The sequence below is a fragment of the Rhizobium deserti genome (assembly GCF_004358025.1).
Classification (GTDB): Bacteria; Pseudomonadota; Alphaproteobacteria; order Rhizobiales; family Rhizobiaceae; genus Neorhizobium; species Neorhizobium deserti.
Genome location: NZ_SMTL01000001.1, coordinates 1,226,146 through 1,242,625, shown reverse-complemented (window position 1 = coordinate 1,242,625; position 16,480 = coordinate 1,226,146). Strand labels below are relative to the sequence as shown.

14 protein-coding genes are annotated in these 16,480 nt (G+C 61.5%); 11 read left to right on the top strand and 3 right to left on the bottom strand.

Annotated features, from left to right (window positions below):
- Positions 1–5 precede the first annotated feature (5 nt).
- Entirely contained in the window at positions 6–269 is a 264-nt protein-coding gene (locus tag E2F50_RS05945) for a hypothetical protein (protein WP_161974009.1), read from the bottom strand.
- A gap of 13 nt (positions 270–282) precedes the next feature.
- Between E2F50_RS05945 and E2F50_RS05940 the strand changes: the two genes are divergently transcribed.
- The 11 genes from E2F50_RS05940 to ftsZ all read left to right on the top strand — a co-directional run bounded on the left by E2F50_RS05940 (position 283) and on the right by ftsZ (position 14,328).
- Positions 283–1,431, top strand: a complete 1,149-nt coding sequence (locus tag E2F50_RS05940) for an acyltransferase family protein (RefSeq protein WP_161974006.1) — start codon at positions 283–285, stop codon at positions 1,429–1,431.
- Positions 1,432–1,436: 5 nt separating this feature from the next.
- Positions 1,437–2,234 (top strand): endo-1,3-1,4-beta-glycanase ExoK, encoded by a 798-nt coding sequence (exoK, locus tag E2F50_RS05935; RefSeq protein ID WP_133315089.1) that lies wholly within the window; start codon positions 1,437–1,439, stop codon positions 2,232–2,234.
- Positions 2,235–2,293: 59 nt separating this feature from the next.
- On the top strand, positions 2,294–3,484 hold the full coding sequence (locus E2F50_RS23340; RefSeq protein ID WP_245515299.1) for a glycosyltransferase: 1,191 nt from the start codon (positions 2,294–2,296) through the stop codon (positions 3,482–3,484).
- Between the two features lie 9 nt (positions 3,485–3,493).
- A complete protein-coding gene (locus E2F50_RS23335) occupies positions 3,494–4,504 on the top strand; it encodes a glycosyltransferase family 2 protein (RefSeq protein ID WP_245515298.1) in 1,011 nt (336 codons plus the stop codon).
- A 2-nt stretch (positions 4,505–4,506) separates the two neighbouring features.
- Positions 4,507–5,427: a glycosyltransferase family 2 protein gene (locus tag E2F50_RS05925; protein WP_133315088.1), complete on the top strand. Its 921-nt coding sequence runs from the start codon at positions 4,507–4,509 to the stop codon at positions 5,425–5,427.
- Complete coding sequence (locus tag E2F50_RS05920) at positions 5,424–6,380, top strand: glycosyltransferase family 2 protein (protein WP_133315087.1); 957 nt, start codon at positions 5,424–5,426, stop codon at positions 6,378–6,380. Before E2F50_RS05925 ends, E2F50_RS05920 begins: the two co-directional genes overlap by 4 nt.
- Before the next feature lie 44 nt (positions 6,381–6,424).
- The gene (locus E2F50_RS05915; RefSeq protein WP_133315086.1) at positions 6,425–7,330 is read left to right on the top strand and encodes a UTP--glucose-1-phosphate uridylyltransferase; all 906 of its coding nucleotides are present in this window, start codon (positions 6,425–6,427) and stop codon (positions 7,328–7,330) included.
- A gap of 76 nt (positions 7,331–7,406) precedes the next feature.
- Positions 7,407–9,743, top strand: coding sequence for a Wzz/FepE/Etk N-terminal domain-containing protein (locus tag E2F50_RS05910; protein WP_133315085.1), 2,337 nt, complete (start codon positions 7,407–7,409; stop codon positions 9,741–9,743).
- Positions 9,744–9,971: 228 nt separating this feature from the next.
- The gene (locus E2F50_RS05905; protein ID WP_133315084.1) at positions 9,972–11,774 is read left to right on the top strand and encodes an adenine deaminase; all 1,803 of its coding nucleotides are present in this window, start codon (positions 9,972–9,974) and stop codon (positions 11,772–11,774) included.
- A 10-nt stretch (positions 11,775–11,784) separates the two neighbouring features.
- A complete protein-coding gene (locus tag E2F50_RS05900) occupies positions 11,785–13,158 on the top strand; it encodes a M20/M25/M40 family metallo-hydrolase (RefSeq protein ID WP_133315083.1) in 1,374 nt (457 codons plus the stop codon).
- A gap of 147 nt (positions 13,159–13,305) precedes the next feature.
- Entirely contained in the window at positions 13,306–14,328 is a 1,023-nt protein-coding gene (gene ftsZ, locus E2F50_RS05895) for a cell division protein FtsZ (protein ID WP_133315082.1), read from the top strand.
- A gap of 62 nt (positions 14,329–14,390) precedes the next feature.
- Here the strand turns inward: ftsZ and E2F50_RS05890 are convergent, their stop codons facing one another.
- A complete protein-coding gene (locus E2F50_RS05890) occupies positions 14,391–15,314 on the bottom strand; it encodes a pseudouridine-5'-phosphate glycosidase (protein WP_133315081.1) in 924 nt (307 codons plus the stop codon).
- A 23-nt stretch (positions 15,315–15,337) separates the two neighbouring features.
- Positions 15,338–16,447, bottom strand: a complete 1,110-nt coding sequence (locus E2F50_RS05885; protein WP_133315080.1) for a carbohydrate kinase — start codon at positions 16,445–16,447, stop codon at positions 15,338–15,340.
- Positions 16,448–16,480: the final 33 nt, after the last annotated feature.

Below are 16,480 nucleotides of genomic sequence, written 5' to 3'. Positions count from 1 at the left end.
AGCCATCAAACAGAAAAATTCATTGCCCATTCGTTCTGCTGCAGTGCAGCATAGAACATGTGTCTCAACCCCTGAAAACCGGCTTCCATCAGCTTCGTTGAAAATAAAACCCGGTTCGGCCAGCTGGTATCATGGTGCCACTGCAAGTTTTCGCTCACGAAATTTTGCTGCGTCGCCACATTTTGCGCCAAACTTCGCGTGATCCTTTTGGCGACTGCGGGCTCAAGTCTGCTCTGATGAAAACGGCGGTGACGGGAGGCACTGCTCAAAGGGGTGACTCGTTTGACTGTTGATCAGAACATTTCCTCCCGTATCAATTTGATGCGAATTCTGCTGATCTCGGGCATTGTTTTTGTCCATGTGCCGAGCGATCCGGCGACCAGTCCGTTTCTCGGTCTGAACGGCCTGTTCGACTGGCTTCGGGTATTTCTCGGGGACAGCCTGTTTCGCATCGGCGTTCCCTGCCTCAGTGCCATATCAGGCTATCTGCTGTTCCAGCGCGGCTGGGACAAGTTCGACTACATCAAGACACTTCGCTCCAAGGCAAGAACCGTTCTCCTTCCATTTCTTCTCTGGAACTGCGGCCTCCTGGCTTTCGTTCTGCTCCTTCAGAAAGTGGAGATCGGCAACGGCTATTTTCCTGATCTGTGGCATGCATCGGCTCGGGAGTTTCTGACCTATGCCTTTGCGACGGAAGGACTGCCGGTCAACATCCCGCTCTACTTTCTGCGCGACCTGATCGCCTGCATCATTCTGTCACCGATCCTTGCCTTCCTGGTGCGCCGCCTGCCGGTGCTGACCCTGATCGTGCTCTTCGTCGTCGCCGTGCTGCCGGATGTTACGCTCGGGATTGTTCTTAAAAAGTCGATCCTCTTCAGCTTCACCTTCGGCATCTTTATCGCGCTCAACCAAGTGGAGCTGAAACGCTTCGATCGTTTCGCGGTCGCCGGCACGCTTGCCATGCTGGCCGCCGCCTTTCTGCTGTCGATCGGGCTTTATGCTTCGGGCCCGAACTTCCCCTGGGCTTTGGATCTGGCCCGCAACGCACTGTCGATCATCGGCGCAGGCGGTTTCTGGCTGATGTCGGCTCTGGTCATCCGCAGCCGCCTCGGGCAACGATTGGCCGCCACCGGCAGCCTCAGCTTCTGGATCTTCTGCGCTCACTATCCGCTACTGGTGATGATGTGGATGGTCTGGAACCGCGTAGCTGGCGATGCGCTCTACCCGCTCTTTTACCTGCTTGCGATCGTCATCAGCTTTGTCGTGCTGGCCGCCACCAATGCGTTGGTTTCGACAAGGCTGACGAGCGTCTACGAAGTGCTGACGGGCAGCCGTGGCCGCACGGCGAAATCCTCTTCCGCTTCCAAATTCTATCCGCCCGCAGCATCTGTCCAGCCTAACAAACGCGCTTTGACGCAACAGCAGAGGTGACATCGATGGCCCAAGAACGCGAGATACAGAACCGACGGGTCTACCAGATCTTGGTGGTAGCGATGGTGTCTCTTGTCGCGCCTCCGCTGCATGCCCAGGAAGGTGTTACCGGCAAGTCCTTCGTCGAGAATTTCGACAGTCTCGACCGGTCGATCTGGTATATCTCGGACGGCTGGAACAATGGCAGCCACCAGAACTGCACCTGGTCCAAGAAGCAGGTGCAGGTCGAGGGTGGCGAACTGCGTCTTTCGTTTGCCGAAGGCAAGGCCGCCGATCGGAAATACCTGTGCGGCGAGATCCAGACCAAGGCGCGGTTCGGCTACGGCACCTATGAAGTCCGCATGAAGACCGCACCTGGATCGGGCCTCAACTCGGCCTTCTTCAGCTATATCGGCCCGACCGACAAGAAGCCCTGGGACGAGATAGACTTCGAGGTTCTCGGAAAGGACACCAGCCAAGTTCAGGTTAACCAGTATGTCAATGGCAAGGGCGGCAATGAAAAGCTTGCCCCCGTTGCCGAGGGTGCCGACAAGAGCTTCAACGACTATGCCTTCATCTGGGAGCCAAACCGGATCCGCTATTTCTTGAACGGCAAGCTGGTCCAGGAAGTGACCGACAAGGCCAAGTTGCCATCGAACGCCCAGAAGATATTCCTGAGCCTGTGGGGCAGCGATACTTTCAAGGACTGGATGGGGCCCTTTGCTTATACGGGGCCGGTCAGCATGCAGATCGACCGCGTCGCTTTCACGGCGCTTGGCGAAGACTGCCTATTCCCGCAATCCGTTCTGTGCACCATCGATTAAGGCCGCAGAGGCGTCTGCCGCCTCGACGGTCTCTCGAATAGCCAAAGGAGCTGGACGATTTGACGCTGCATGTTCTTTATCTGGCCCATGATCTGGCCGACGCTGCCATCCGGCGGCGGGTGCTGACGCTGAAGGCGGGCGGCGCAGACGTCACCGTGGCGGGCTTCCAACGCGGAAGCAATCTCCTGTCCGGCGAGGACGTCACAACCGTGGTGCTGGGCGAAACGGCGGACGGCCGCTTTGCGCAAAGGATTGGCGCGGTGTTTTCAGCGCGCATGACGCTGAAGAGCAAGTTGGCCGGGCTGAGGAGGCCCGATGTGATCATCGCCCGCAATCTGGAAACCCTGGCGCTGGCCGAGCAGGCAGCCTCGATCTTTGGCGGGAGAATTCCTTTCGTTTATGAATGCCTGGATATCCATAGGCTTCTTCTCGATGACGGCGTGAAGGGCTGCGTGATGCGGGCGGCACAGCGCCGCTTCGCTCGTAATGCCAGCCTGCTGATCACCAGTTCACCCGCCTTTATCGACAATTTCTTCAAGCCGCGGTCCGGCCTCGACCTGCCGATCCTGCTTCTGGAAAACAAGGTTCTGCAGCTCGATCCTCCGTCCGACCAGCAGCCGCCCCAGCCGCGTCCTCCCGAAGAGGGAAAGCCTTGGCGGATCGGCTGGTTCGGGGCGATCCGCTGCCGCAAGTCTCTGACCATTCTTCTGGATTTCGCCCGCCGCATGGAAGGCCAGGTGGAAATCGTGCTGCGTGGCCGCCCCGCCTATGGCGAGCTTCCGGATTTCGACGCGCAGGTGGCCGCCGCTCCGCATGTAAAATTCCACGGGCCTTACCGCAATCCGGAGGACTTGGCGGCAATCTATGGCGACGTGCAATTCACCTGGGCGATCGATTTCTTCGAGGAAGGCCTCAATTCGGATTGGCTGCTGCCCAACCGCCTATATGAAGGCGGGCTGCATGGCGCCATTCCTATTGCGCTTGCCTCGACCGAAACGGGCCGCTTCGTCGCCAGCCGCAATATCGGCGTGACGCTGGAGACCGCGACGCCGGATGTCCTTGTCGGCGTGTTCAAGGCAATGACACAAGCGCGCTATATGCAGTTGTTCGGCGCGGTCGCCGCCGTAGACCGCAGCCAATGGGTCACGGACATGGCCGACTGCCGCGCCCTCGTCGCCAGGCTTGGCGCACTTGGCTTCAATTCATCATCGCCGGCAGCCATGCCGGTCGTTTCAACCGTGCAGTCTTGAGGGTAGGATATGGTTTCGAGTGTGCCTTCGGATGCTCCAGTGTCGGAAATGCGGATATTGCTGGTAATCCCCTGCCTCAATGAGGCAGCGACGATCGAGCCGCTGCTCCGCAAGCTTGATGGTCAGCGCGCCGGCTTGGACATGTTGATCGTCGTTGCCGACGGCGGCAGCCGGGATGGCACACCGGATATCGTGCGCAGCCTCAGTGCGGAAATCGCCAATATCGTGCTGATCGGCAACCACAAGAAGATCCAGAGCGCTGCCATCAATCTTGCCGTCGAACGCTTCGGTGACGAGCGGGACTATCTGATCCGCATCGATGCGCATGGCGACTATCCGGATGATTATTGCCGTGTCCTGCTGGAAGAGGCGGCCGCGCCGGGCGCCGATTCGGTTGTCGTCGGCATGGATACGGTCGGCTTCGGCCTGTTCCAGAAGGCAACCGCCGTCGCGCAGAATTCCAAGCTCGGCAATGGCGGTTCGAAGCACCGGGCCGGCGGCGGCGGCGAGTGGGTGGATCATGGCCATCATGCGCTGATGCGGATTGCCGCCTTCCGCGCTGTCGGCGGCTATGACGAAAGCTTCAGCCATAACGAGGACGCCGAACTGGATTTCCGCCTGCGCAAGGCCGGCTTCCGTATCTGGATGACCGGCAAGACCTATATGACCTACTATCCGCGCAAGAGTGTCGGAGCGCTTTTCCGCCAGTATCTCGGCTATGGCCGCGGCCGCGCCAAAAACCTGCTCAAGCACCGCTCCATCCCCAAGGTGCGCCAGGCCATACCCCTGGCCGTGGCGCCGGTCGTTATCATTGCCCTGCTTGCCATGCTGCATTGGTGGGCGGTGATCCCACTCGCGGTCTGGGCTTTCGCCTGCCTCGGCTACGGGGTCTGGATGGCGGTCGGTCAGCGTAACCCCTACGGACCATTGGCCGCGGTCTCGGCAATGATCATGCATTTCGCCTGGTCGACCGGTTTTTGGCTGGAACTGATCGGCATTCGCCGGCGGAGGACGGTGTGAACATGGAAAGCAAGACCCGCATCGATATCGGCATCTGCACCTATCAGCGGCCGGGGCTGGAGGAAACGCTCGTTTCGCTCTTCGGCCTCGACGTGCCGGCGGCAACCGAACTTCGTCTCATCGTTGCAGACAATGACGTAGTTCCGAGCGCCCGCGACCTCGTGGACCGGTTGAGAGATCGCTCGCCTTTCCCCATTGCCTACGTCCATTGCCCGAAATCCAATATTTCGATCGCCCGCAATGCCTGCCTTGCCGCCTCCGACGGGGACTATCTCGCCTTCATCGACGATGACGAGACCGCCGGTCGCTCCTGGATCGCCGAACTGCTTGCCCGGGCAAAGGATAGCGGCGCGGATGCCGTTCTTGGACCAGTACGGGCAATCTACGATGGCAAGAGTGCCGGCTGGATGCAGAGCGGAGATTTCCACTCGACGATGCCAGTCTGGGTCGGGAACACGATCAAGACGGGCTATACCTGCAATGTCCTCCTCGACATGCGATCGCCCCATGTCACGGGACGGACCTTCGCGCTGTCGCTCGGTCAAAGCGGCGGCGAGGATACACATTTCTTCACCCAGCTGACCGAGTCGGGAGGCCGGATCGAGTTCGCGCCGGACGCTGTCGTCACCGAGCCGGTACCGGCCAAGCGTGCGAGCTTTGCGTGGCTCGCCAAGCGCCGCTTCCGCTCCGGCCAGACGCATGGGCGCATTCTTGCCGCCAAGACGTCCGGCCTCGGCCGCATCAAGCAGACGGCAGTTGCTGGTCTGAAGCTTGGTTATTGCGTGGCCGTGGGAGCGGTGAGCGCGCCATTCCCCGTCAGCCGCAACCGATACGCGCTCAGGGCGGCCCTGCATGCGGGCGTGTTTCTCGGCACGCTCGGCATGCGGGAAATCCGCCAATACGGCACGGTGGAGGCAGCATGAATTCCTCCCCAACCTTTCCCGACGTCAGCTTCGTCATTGCCGCTTACAATGCCCAGGACACGCTGGCGGACGCCATCGAAAGCGCGCTGACGCAGGTCGGCGTGACCGTGGAGGTGATCGTCGTCGATGATTGCTCGAGCGACCAGACGCGGGACATTGCCGGCAATCATCCGGACGAACGCGTGAGACTGATCGCACAGCGGGTCAATGGTGGCCCGGCCGTGGCGCGCAATACCGGCTTTGCGGCTGCGACTGGTCGCTGGATCGCCGTTCTCGATGCCGATGACACGATCCATCCGCAGCGCCTTCAAGCCATGCTGGCCCGGGCAAAGGCCACCGATGCGCAGGTGGTGGTCGACAATATCGACGTCATTCCGCTCGATGGCGGAAAGCCGGAGGCCATGTTCCCGCAGGAGGAGCTGCGCAAGCGCCCGCTGATGACGCTTGCGGAATTCATCCGCTCGAATGTGATCTTCGGCTCCACCTTCAACTTTGGCTACATGAAGCCGATCTTCGAGCGTCAGTTCCTGGTGGCGCACGAACTGCGCTTCGACGAGACGCTGCGGATCGGTGAAGACTATGCGCTGCTGGCTTCCGCGCTTGCAAGCGGTGCCCGCTGCGCCATCGAGCCGAGTGCCGGCTATGTCTATAACCTGCGCCACGGCTCGATCTCGCGGGTCTTAAAGCAGCAGCATCTCGATGCCATGCTGGAAGCGGACAAAAAATTTCTCGCCCGCTACCGGCTGGATGCCGATGCGATGGCGGCCCAGCAACGCCGGACCCGCAGCATTCGCGAAGCCGGTTCCTTCCTCACGCTTGTCGACGAACTGAAACGCGGTTCCGTCGGCGGCTTCCTGAAAACGGCAATGGGCAATCCGCGGGCATTGATGCATCTGCGCATGCCGATTGCCGTTCGCATGCGCCGGCTCGTCAAAACGGCAGGCGTCAACTGAAATCCGATCGAACAGGGCGGGGCGCCCTCGGAAAGGACGAAGGAATGGACATGATGAGACCAGTTCGCAAGGCAGTCATTCCGGTCGCAGGCAATGGAACGCGCTTCCTGCCGGCGACCAAGGCTATGCCCAAGGAAATGCTGACGATCGTTGATCGGCCCGTCGTGCAATATGCAGTCGACGAAGCGATGCAGGCAGGCATCGAGAACATCATTTTCGTCACCAGCCGCAACAAGACCGCCATCGAAGACTATTTCGACAGCGCACCGGAGCTCATCGCCACCCTCACGCGATCCGGCAAAACCGTGCAGGTAACGCAGCTCGAGAAGATGCTGCCGCTTGCCGGCACCGTCAGCTATACCCGCCAGCAGGTACCGCTCGGCCTCGGTCATGCCGTCTGGTGTGCCCGTGAACTGGTCGGCGACGAGCCCTTCGCCCTGCTTCTTCCCGACATGGTGTCCTACGGGCCCCAAGGCTGCATGGCCGGCCTGATGGGGCTTTACGAGGAAGTCGGCGGCAATGTCTTTGCCGTGGAACAATGCGCACCGGAGGAAACCTCCAGCTACGGCGTGGTCGGCATCGGCCGCAGCGTCAGCCATGGTTTCGAGGTCACCGAAATGGTCGAGAAGCCGGCTCCAGCCGAGGCTCCGTCGAACTATTACCTCAATGGTCGCTATATCCTGCAGCCGCAGATATTCGAATTGCTTGCCGCGCAGGAGCGCGGGGCCGGTAATGAGATCCAGCTGACGGACAGCATGCAGAAGCTCTTGCAGACGCAGCCCTTCCACGCTCATCCTTACAAGGGCCGCACCTTCGACTGCGGCAGCAAGCGCGGGTTCATCGAAGCCAATGTGGCCTTCGCCATGCTTCGTGCCGACATGGGCGACGACATCTATACCTCCGTCAAGGAGCTTATCGCCCTGCACGAAACGCGCATGAAGGCTGCCTGACGGCACAGACCTAAGTCGGAGGAACGGCAAGCAGATCTTGCCGTTCCTCGTACACTCTCCCGAAGCGGAAAAATCCATGGACCAGGCAAACTTTCGACCGATAACCATCTTCCCGAGCGAGGCGAAGGACAATGATACATTCATTGACCTCGACAAGCTGTGGACGGCGGCGATGCGCCGCGCCCGCGTGATCATCGGTTGCGTCATTGCCGCCGTTGTTCTGGCCGGGCTTTATCTGCTGACGGCACAGCCGACCTATACGGCGATGACGCAGATCCTTCTGGACGAGAACCTGTCCCGTTATGCGGAAGAGCAGACGGATAGCCAGACTGCCCAGCAGGTCGACAACCGCCTGTCGAGCACGGTGGAAATCCTGAAGTCCAAGGCGCTGGCTCTGAGCGTTGTCGACAAGGCCAAGCTCGACCAGAACGAGATGCTGGTAAACCCGCCGAAGTCGCCGGTGGATCTGATCAAGGATACGGTGCGCAGCCTGGTCGCCCTTGTATCCACCGGCGATGCGACGCCGACGGAGGATCAGCTGCGAGCCGGACGGCGGGAAAAAGCCGCTGCCATCGTCCAGCAGGCCATCATCGTGGAGCGCGTCGGACGAAGCTCGGTTATCGCTCTTTCGGCCAAGTCGCCGGATCCGCAACTCTCAGCACTGATTGCCCGGACCTATGCGGAATCCTTCCTTACGGACCAGCTGAACGCCAATTTCGATGCCACCGAAAGGGCGTCGCTGTGGCTCCAGGAAAGGTTGAACGACCTCAACACCCGAGCCCAGCAGGCGGCGCTGGCGGTCGAGCAGTATAAGCGGGAAAAGGGCCTCGTGTCTCCAAGAGGCGAACTGCTGTCCGCCCAGCAGCTTTCCGACCTCAACAGCCAGCTCATCGTCGCCCAGGCGGATGTTGCCACCGCGTCTGCCCGCTACAACCAGTACAAGGCCATCCTCGACAAGGGCCCCGACGCGGCTGTGCAGAATGCCGTGATCTCCATGCGCGATACGGATAATTCCGTGATCCAGGATCTGCGCAAGCGGTATATCGCCATCAGCGACCGCGAGCAGGGCATCATCCAGCAGTTTGGCGCAGACCATCCGCAGGCGGTTGCTCTGAAAGGCGAAAAACAGGATCTGGCTCAGCAGATCTTCCGGGAGCTGCAACAGCTGACCGGCAGCTTCCGCAATGAGGTGGATGTCGCGACTTCGCGTGAACGCTCCCTGAAAGAGAACATCCAGCGGGTCGCCGGAAGCAATTCGGACGCCAATGTATCCATGGTCCAGCTTCAGGAACTCGAGCAGAAGTCTTCGGCCCTGAAGACCATGTACGAGGCCTATCTGCACCGCTTCGAGGAAGCGACGCAGCTGCAGTCGCTGCCGATTGCCAAGGCTCGCGTCATCTCTGCGGCCGGCACGCCGACGGCGCCTTCGAGCCCCCGCAAGACGCTGACCATGGCCTTGTCCGTGGTCTTAGGATTGATGCTCGGCGGCGCGGCTGCTGCGCTTTTGGAATTCCGCGAGCGCTTCTTCCGCACCGGCGAAGATGTGCAGGACAAGCTAGGCATGCGCTTCCTCGGCTATCTGCCGAAGATCGGCATTCAGGCGGAGGAAAGCAATGCTCCTGTGCCTGAAACCGTGGACGCAGCCGGATTGCCGGCAGGCGATCCGATCTCCTTCCGCCGGATGATGCGCATTGCCGTGGAAGCGCCACGCTCGCAATTCTCGGAAACCCTGCGCAATACCAAGCTCGCCTGCGATATCGTCCTTCAGGGGCGCAAATGTGCGGTGATCGGCGTCGTCTCCTGCCTTCCGGGAGAGGGCAAGTCTCTGGTTGCCGCCAATCTCGCCGGGCTCATTTCCGCCAGCGGCGTGCGCACTCTGGTTGTCGATGCCGACCTGCGCAATCCGGGCTTGAGCAAGATGCTGGCCAGCGCGCCTGAGGTTGGCCTGGTCGATGTTCTGCTTCAGAAAACCCCTTGGACAGCCGCAGCCCGGGTAGACAGGAAGTCGCGGCTGACCATCCTTCCGATGACCATGCGCAGCCGTCAGCTGGCTCATACCAGCGAATTGCTCGCATCGACCGGCATGAGCCAGTTCCTCGACGGCATTCGGGATACGTTCGACGTCATCGTCGTCGACCTGGCGCCGCTCATCCCGGTGATCGACGCCAAGGCCTTCGAGCCTTTCGTTGATGGCTTCATCTTTGTGACGGAATGGGGCGTGACGCCGGTCAAGGCGGTCCAGAGCGTGCTTCGGTCGGAGCCCCAGATTGCCTCGAAGACGATCGGCGTCATCCTCAACAAGACCGAGATGTCGGAGCTGAAGCGCTATGCCGATGCCGGTGCGCCGGAACGGCTGCATGACAGCTATTCCTCTTATTATCGCGAAGGACCGATCTCCACAAAGACGCGATAAAAGAGCAAATCAAACGGGCGGCGGCCTTTGGCAGCCGCCCGAAGTGTTTTCGGAAAACTTCAAGCACCGCCTCCTTCAAGCACGCCGCGGCCTCGAGAGTTTCCTGCCCGAAGCCGTCATGCAATGATGCACCACCGGGAATGATTAAGAGCTTGGACAAGGTGCTTCCGCGCCCTTTCCAATTCCCCTAGGGTGGTGGCAGCCCGATCATCAATTTAGCGAGTTCTCATGGCCACGCTCACCCGCTTTTCAGTCCAGCCGCTTTCGACCATGACGCGGGTCCTCGCCGACGTCGCTTCGGCCCGGCGGGAGCCGGATCTCCTGATCCGCGGCGCACGAGTTCTGTCGACCTATTCCGAGCGCATCATCGATCACCGCGAGATCTGGATTTCGGGTGGCCGCATCGCTGCGGTCAAGCCGGCCGGCAGCTATGGCGGCAGCTCGGCCAAGAGCTATGATGCAAGAGGTGGCATCATAGCTCCGGGCCTGGTCGATCCACATATCCATATCGAGTCCTCCATGGTCACCGCCTGCGCCTATGCCGAGGCGGCGCTCCTCAATGGCACGACGACGATCTTCTGCGACAGCCACGAGATCGGCAATGTCATGGATGTCGCAGGCGTCGAGGCGATGCTGGAGGATGCACGGCAGGCGCCGCTGTCCATCTTTCTGACGGTGCCGAGCACGGTGCCGGCGACAACGGCGGAGATGGAAACGGCAGGCGGCGACCTGACGCCCGCCAAGATCGCGGCGCTTTTCGACAAATGGCCGGAAGCCGTCGCGCTCGGCGAGAAGATGGATTTCGTGCCGGTCGCCATGGGCGACGAGCGCAGCCATGCCATCCTTGCGGCGGCTCTCGAGCGGGGACGTCCGGTCTCGGGCCATGTCTATGGCCGCGAATTCGTGGCGGCCTATGCGGCCTCCGGCGTCACCGACACCCATGAGGCAATCGACCGGGACATTGCCGACGATTTGCTGGAAGCCGGCGTCTGGATCTTCCTGCGCGGCGGACCGCCGACAACGCCGTGGCATTCGCTGCCGCAGGCGATCAAGACGATCACCGAACTCGGCGCCTCCCACAAGCGCGTCGCTGTCTGCACCGACGACCGGGACGCTGAAGACCTGCTCGCCTTCGGCATGGACTGGGTGACGCGCGAGGCGGTGAAATACGGCATGAAGCCGGAACAGGCCTGGTCAATGGGTTCGCTGCATGGCGCGACGCGCTTCGGCATGGAAGGCGAGATCGGCGGTCTCGGCGGCGGCCGGCGAGCCGACCTCGTGCTTTTGAGCGACGACCTCAAGCCGGTCAGCACCTGGTATGGCGGCGAACTGGTGGTCGATCAGAAGAAGATTACGCCCCTTCTCGACGCGGCGCTGTCCAAGCCTTACCGCTATCCAGAGGCGGCCTATCATACGGTCAAGCTGCCGAAGAACCTCCAGCTGACGCCGGACCTGCCGACCGGTACTGTCACGGCCCACACGATCAAGACCGAGCTGCCGGGCATTACGCTGCGCCATGTGACGGTGGAGCTTGAACCGGCCAAAGATTGGCAGACGCATTTCGACCGCCACGACCTGTGCTTCGTGACGGTCGTGGAGCGCCACGGCAAGTCAGATGGCAATGTTGCGCATGGGCTGCTGAACGGTTTCGGCCTCAAGAAGGGCGCGGTCGCCTCGTCTGTCGGGCATGACAGCCACAACATCATCGTTGCCGGTACGAATGCGGCCGACATGCAGGTGGCCCTGGATGCTATCGAAGTGCAGCAGGGCGGCGTCTGCGTCGTCATGGACGGCAAGGTGACCGCCATGGTGCCGCTGCCGATCGCCGGTCTTTTGTCGGACAAGCGCGTGCATGAGGTCGCCGACGAGGTGAAGGCCCTGAAGCTGGAATGGGAAAAGGCCGGCTGCACCATTGCCTATATGGGCTTCAACCTCATTCCACTGTCGGTCATTCCGGAAATTCGCATTACCGACAAGGGCCTGGTGCTTGTGCCGGAAATGCAGATCGCTCCCCTGTTCGAGCCGGCTTGAGGACTTGGCATTGACTGCAGAACCATCCGACCTGGACAAGGTCTTCGCCCATATCGAATCGCATCGCGAAAGCTTCATCGACCGGGTGATGGATTATGTCCGGCATCCCTCGATCAGCGCTTCCAACGAGGGGATCGGCGACGCGGCCGATATCCTGGTCGCCATGCTGAACGGTCTCGGCATGCAGGCCGAGACCATTGCCACCCGCAACCATCCCATGGTCATCGGCCGGATGGAGACGCAGCCGGGCAAGCCGACCGTGCTGCTCTACGGCCATTACGACGTGCAGCCGCCGGAGCCGATGGAGCTTTGGAAAAGTCCGCCCTTCGAGCCGGAAATCCGCGACGGACGTATTTACGCGCGCGGCATCGGCGACAACAAGGGCCAGCACTTTGCCCAATTGCTCGCCCTAGAGTCCTTCCTCAAAGTGGCGGGCGAGCTGCCCTGCAACGTCATCTTTCTTCTCGAAGGCGAAGAAGAGATCGGCAGCCCACATATGGCCGAATTCGTTTCCGAGCATGCCGATAAGCTAGACGCGGATCTAGTGATTACCGCCGACGGTTCTTTACATGACAGCGGCCGGCCGATCGTCACCTTTGGCGTGCGCGGCGTCGCCTCTTTCGAACTGAGGGCAAGGACTGCCAACCGCGACGCCCATTCCGGCAATTTCGGCGGTGTGATGCCGAACGCAATCTGGAAGCTGGTGCATCTGCTGGCGACGATGAAGAACGAACGCGGCGAGATCACCATCGACGGGATCTACGATCCGGTCCTGCCGCCAAGCGATCTCGAACGGCAGGCGATGGCCTCCCTGCCGCTCGACGTTGAGAAGATCAAGGCCGAACTCGGCATGGCAAAACTCGACGAGCCCGCGGATCGCCCGTATTACGAACGGCTGATGTTCCAGCCGACGCTGACGATCAACGGCCTGCATGGCGGTTACGGCGGGCCGGGACAGAAGACGGTGCTGCCGAGCGAGGCGATTGCCAAATGCGATATTCGGCTGGTCGAGAACCTGACGCCAGACTATGTCTTTGAAAAGGTGCGAGCGCATGTGGAGACACATGCGCCGGATGTCGAATTCGTGCCGATGAACTCCATGCTGCCGTCGAAGACCTCGATCGACAGCCCATTCGCCCCGGTGATCCGGGAGGCGGTCGTCGCGGCGCGGGGCGTGGAGCCGCTGCTTTACCCGAGCCTCGGCGGCAGCCTTCCCGATTACGTGTTCACCAAGATCCTCAAGAAGCCGGCCTTCGTGGTGCCTTATGCCAATGCGGATCAGGCCAACCATGCGCCGAACGAAAATCTGAAGATCGATCTCTTCATTGCAGGCATTCGCACCGGCGCGGCGCTTCTGGCAAAGCTGGGCGAAATGGCGCGCTGAGCGAGCTCAAGCGTCCGCTCGTCGGGCGCATTTCGCATTCCGTTGTGGATTTTACGCCCCGTCTCTGCCTTGTTGCGCACTTAGTCTGCGCCCGATTCGCTGCCCGCATAAGGGCAGGGCGGAAACACGTTCAAAGGAGAAAGCACGATGACGGACGCTAAGAGCGGCATTTCCGGATTACGGCCGCATATCACTGTCATCGGCGTTGGCGGCGGCGGCGGCAATGCCATCAACAACATGATTGCGGAAGATCTGCAGGGCGTGGAATTCATTGCCGCCAATACGGATGCTCAGGTGCTCGCCACATCAAGGGCGTCGCGCCGCATCCAGCTCGGCGCCCAGGTCACCGAAGGTCTCGGTGCCGGGTCGCTGCCGGAAGTGGGCCGCGCGGCCGCCGAGGAGTCCATTGACGAGATCATGGACCACCTGGCCGGCTCGCATATGTGCTTCGTCACCGCCGGCATGGGCGGCGGCACGGGTACGGGTGCCGCGTCAGTGATTGCCCAGGCAGCGCGCTCGGCCGGGATCCTGACCGTTGGCGTGGTGACCAAGCCTTTCACCTTTGAAGGCAATCGCCGCATGAGAATGGCGGAAGCCGGTGTCGAGGCGCTCCGCCAGGCCGCCGATACCGTTATCGTCATCCCCAACCAGAACCTTTTCCGCATCGCGGATGCGAAGACGACATTCGCCGATGCCTTCATGACGGCCGATCGGGTGCTGTTCGCCGGCGTCGGCTGCATCACCGACCTGATCGTCAAGGAAGGCCTGATCAACCTCGATTTCGCCGATGTGAAATCGGTCATGCGCGGCATGGGCCGGGCCATGATGGGTACGGGCGAGGCTGCCGGGGAGGGCCGGGCGATGAAAGCTGCGGAAGCGGCGATCGCCAATCCGCTGCTGGACGATGTCTCGCTGCGGGGTGCCAGAGGTGTGCTGGTGTCGATCTCCGGCGGCTCGGACATGACGCTGTTCGAGGTCGATGAGGCGGCCAGCCGGATCCGCGACCAGGTGCAGGACGATGCGGATATCGTCGTCGGCGCGATCTTCGACCGCAATCTCGACGGCAAGTTCCGTGTCTCGGTCGTTGCGACCGGCCTGGAAGACAGCGGGCTTCCCGCTTCGGCTTCCGGTTACAGCGCCGACCAGCTGCAGCCGCGGACGCTTCAGTAGGCTCTGGCCTGATACTGGCGCATAAATCGCCCGCATAGTGTTCGGCTATGCGGGCGTTTTTGTTACGACCTCTTCAGCGCGGCGTAGGCCACCGCCATCTGAGCTGCGAGCTTCGCATTGTTGCGCACCAGCTCGATATTCGCCTTCAGGCTTTCGCCCTTGGAAAGCTCATTGATCCTGCCGAGAAGGAAGGGGGTCAGCTCCTTGCGGCTGATGCCGCGTTCTTCGGCTTCGCGCACCGCATCCGCAATCGTACCGTCGATGAAGTCAGGCGTCAGGGCCGCTTCCTGCGGAATGGGATTGGCGATCAGCAGGCCGGTTCCGGTGCCGAGCTGGTGGTGCAGGTGCATGGCCCGGGCGATCTCCTCTGGAGAATCCAGCCGATGATCGGCCTTGTAGCCGCTTTGGCGCGTAAAGAAGGCCGGAAAATCCTCGGTTCCAAACGCGATCACCGGCACGCGCTGGGTTTCCAGAAATTCGAGCGTCTTAGAAATATCTAGGATCGACTTGACGCCGGCGCAGACGACGGCCGTCCTGGTGCGGCCAAGCTCCGTCAGGTCGGCCGAAATGTCGAATGTCTGTTCGGCGCCACGATGCACGCCGCCAACGCCGCCGGTCGCGAAGATTTCGATGCCGGCAAGATCGGCCAGCAGCATGGTCGCGGACACGGTGGTTCCGGCCGTCTGGCGGCGGACCATGGCGACGGCCAGGTCTCGCCCGGACGCCTTCACCACGCCCTTTGCCTGGGCCAGCGTTTCCAGCTCATGGCGTTCCAGGCCGGCGCGCAGTTCCCCGTCGATCACCGCAATGGTTGCCGGGACCGCACCATTGTCGCGAACCACGGCTTCGACGCCGAGCGCCGTTTCCAGATTGGCCGGATAAGGCATGCCATGGGTGATGATCGTCGATTCCAGCGCGACGACCGGACGGCCTGCCGACAGGGCTGCGGCGACTTCCGGACTGAGCTGGGGCTTGAGCAGGGACATGGAAATTCCTTTCGATCGGTTCTTCAACCGGTGAGACGGTGCATATTGGCCTCCAGGAAGGCCTGCGAGAGGTGCGTGTGGACGCTGGCCGAGCTTTCGGTCGTCAATGCGCCGAGAAGCGCACCGGTTCGGGCTGCGGTGTAGATATCGTCCCCGGCCATGACGCGGTGGAGCGTTCCGGCAATCATTGCGTCGCCGGCGCCGGTCATGTCGACGGACACGGCCTCGACGGCCGAAAAAATCTTGGCGCCCTCAGGTCCGGCAACTGCAATGCCTTCTGCGCCCATGGTCACAATGGCCTGATCGGCGCCGACCCGCTGCAGGCCCATGGCCGCTTCTCTTGCATCTTCGATGCTAGCCCTTCCGTGGCGTTTGAGAATGCTGTTTGCTTCGTCGATGTTCATGAACAACAGGTCGATGCCGGTCAGGTCTTTGGGCAGCCGCGCCGCCTTGACGGTCGAGACTGCATCCACGGCCAGCCGGAAGTGGGCTCCCTGTCTTCTGGCAATCAGCGAAGCAAGCGTCTCAGCAGGCGGATTGCAATCGGCAAATACCCAATTGGCCGAAGCAAGATGCGGCCAGATCCGGTCGAGGTGATCCGGTTGCAGCAGATCGAAAATGCCCATATCCGCAAGCCCTAGGACCAGGTCTCCGGCGGGGTCCAGGATGGCGGCATATTCGGCCGTCGGGCGGTCGCCGGTCACCATGGTCTGGCTGACGTCGATGCCGCGCTCGCGCATATAGGCCAGCAGTGTGCGGCCGTTTTCGTCATCGCCGACGATCGAGACGAAGCTGGTGGCGGTGCCGAGCCGGCTCAGGTTTTCGGCGACGTTGCGCGCCACCCCACCCAGGCTTCGCACGCCATCGACGGGGTTGGAGGTGGCATTGATCAAGGCTTCGCGGGCACGGTATTTGCGGTCCAGAACCGCACCGCCGATACAAAGTGCGCGGGCCTGCTCGGCCAGCACATAAGCCCTACCGAGAAGCTGTCCCTTCTGCATCAGCTGAACAATGTGAGCCGCAACCGTCGATCGCGCCAGGCCAAGCATTGTGGCGATCTCCTGCTGACCTACGAAAGGATTTTCGCGGATCGCTTCGAGAACGGCCAGTTCCTGCGGGCTTGGATCTTCCATGTCAGGGGCTTTCTGTTTCCCCTGTTTCTCAAC

Excerpts from the sequence above, each read along its gene's own strand:
- exoK (WP_133315089.1), top strand. The coding sequence starts at position 1,437 with ATGGCCCAAGAACGCGAGATACAGAACCGACGGGTCTACCAGATCTTG.
- E2F50_RS23335 (WP_245515298.1), top strand. The coding sequence starts at position 3,494 with ATGGTTTCGAGTGTGCCTTCGGATGCTCCAGTGTCGGAAATGCGGATA.
- E2F50_RS05925 (WP_133315088.1), top strand. The coding sequence starts at position 4,507 with ATGGAAAGCAAGACCCGCATCGATATCGGCATCTGCACCTATCAGCGG.
- E2F50_RS05920 (WP_133315087.1), top strand. The coding sequence starts at position 5,424 with ATGAATTCCTCCCCAACCTTTCCCGACGTCAGCTTCGTCATTGCCGCT.
- E2F50_RS05915 (WP_133315086.1), top strand. The coding sequence starts at position 6,425 with ATGGACATGATGAGACCAGTTCGCAAGGCAGTCATTCCGGTCGCAGGC.
- E2F50_RS05910 (WP_133315085.1), top strand. The coding sequence starts at position 7,407 with ATGGACCAGGCAAACTTTCGACCGATAACCATCTTCCCGAGCGAGGCG.
- E2F50_RS05905 (WP_133315084.1), top strand. The coding sequence starts at position 9,972 with ATGGCCACGCTCACCCGCTTTTCAGTCCAGCCGCTTTCGACCATGACG.
- ftsZ (WP_133315082.1), top strand. The coding sequence starts at position 13,306 with ATGACGGACGCTAAGAGCGGCATTTCCGGATTACGGCCGCATATCACT.
- E2F50_RS05890 (WP_133315081.1), bottom strand. The coding sequence starts at position 15,314 with ATGTCCCTGCTCAAGCCCCAGCTCAGTCCGGAAGTCGCCGCAGCCCTG.
- E2F50_RS05885 (WP_133315080.1), bottom strand. The coding sequence starts at position 16,447 with ATGGAAGATCCAAGCCCGCAGGAACTGGCCGTTCTCGAAGCGATCCGC.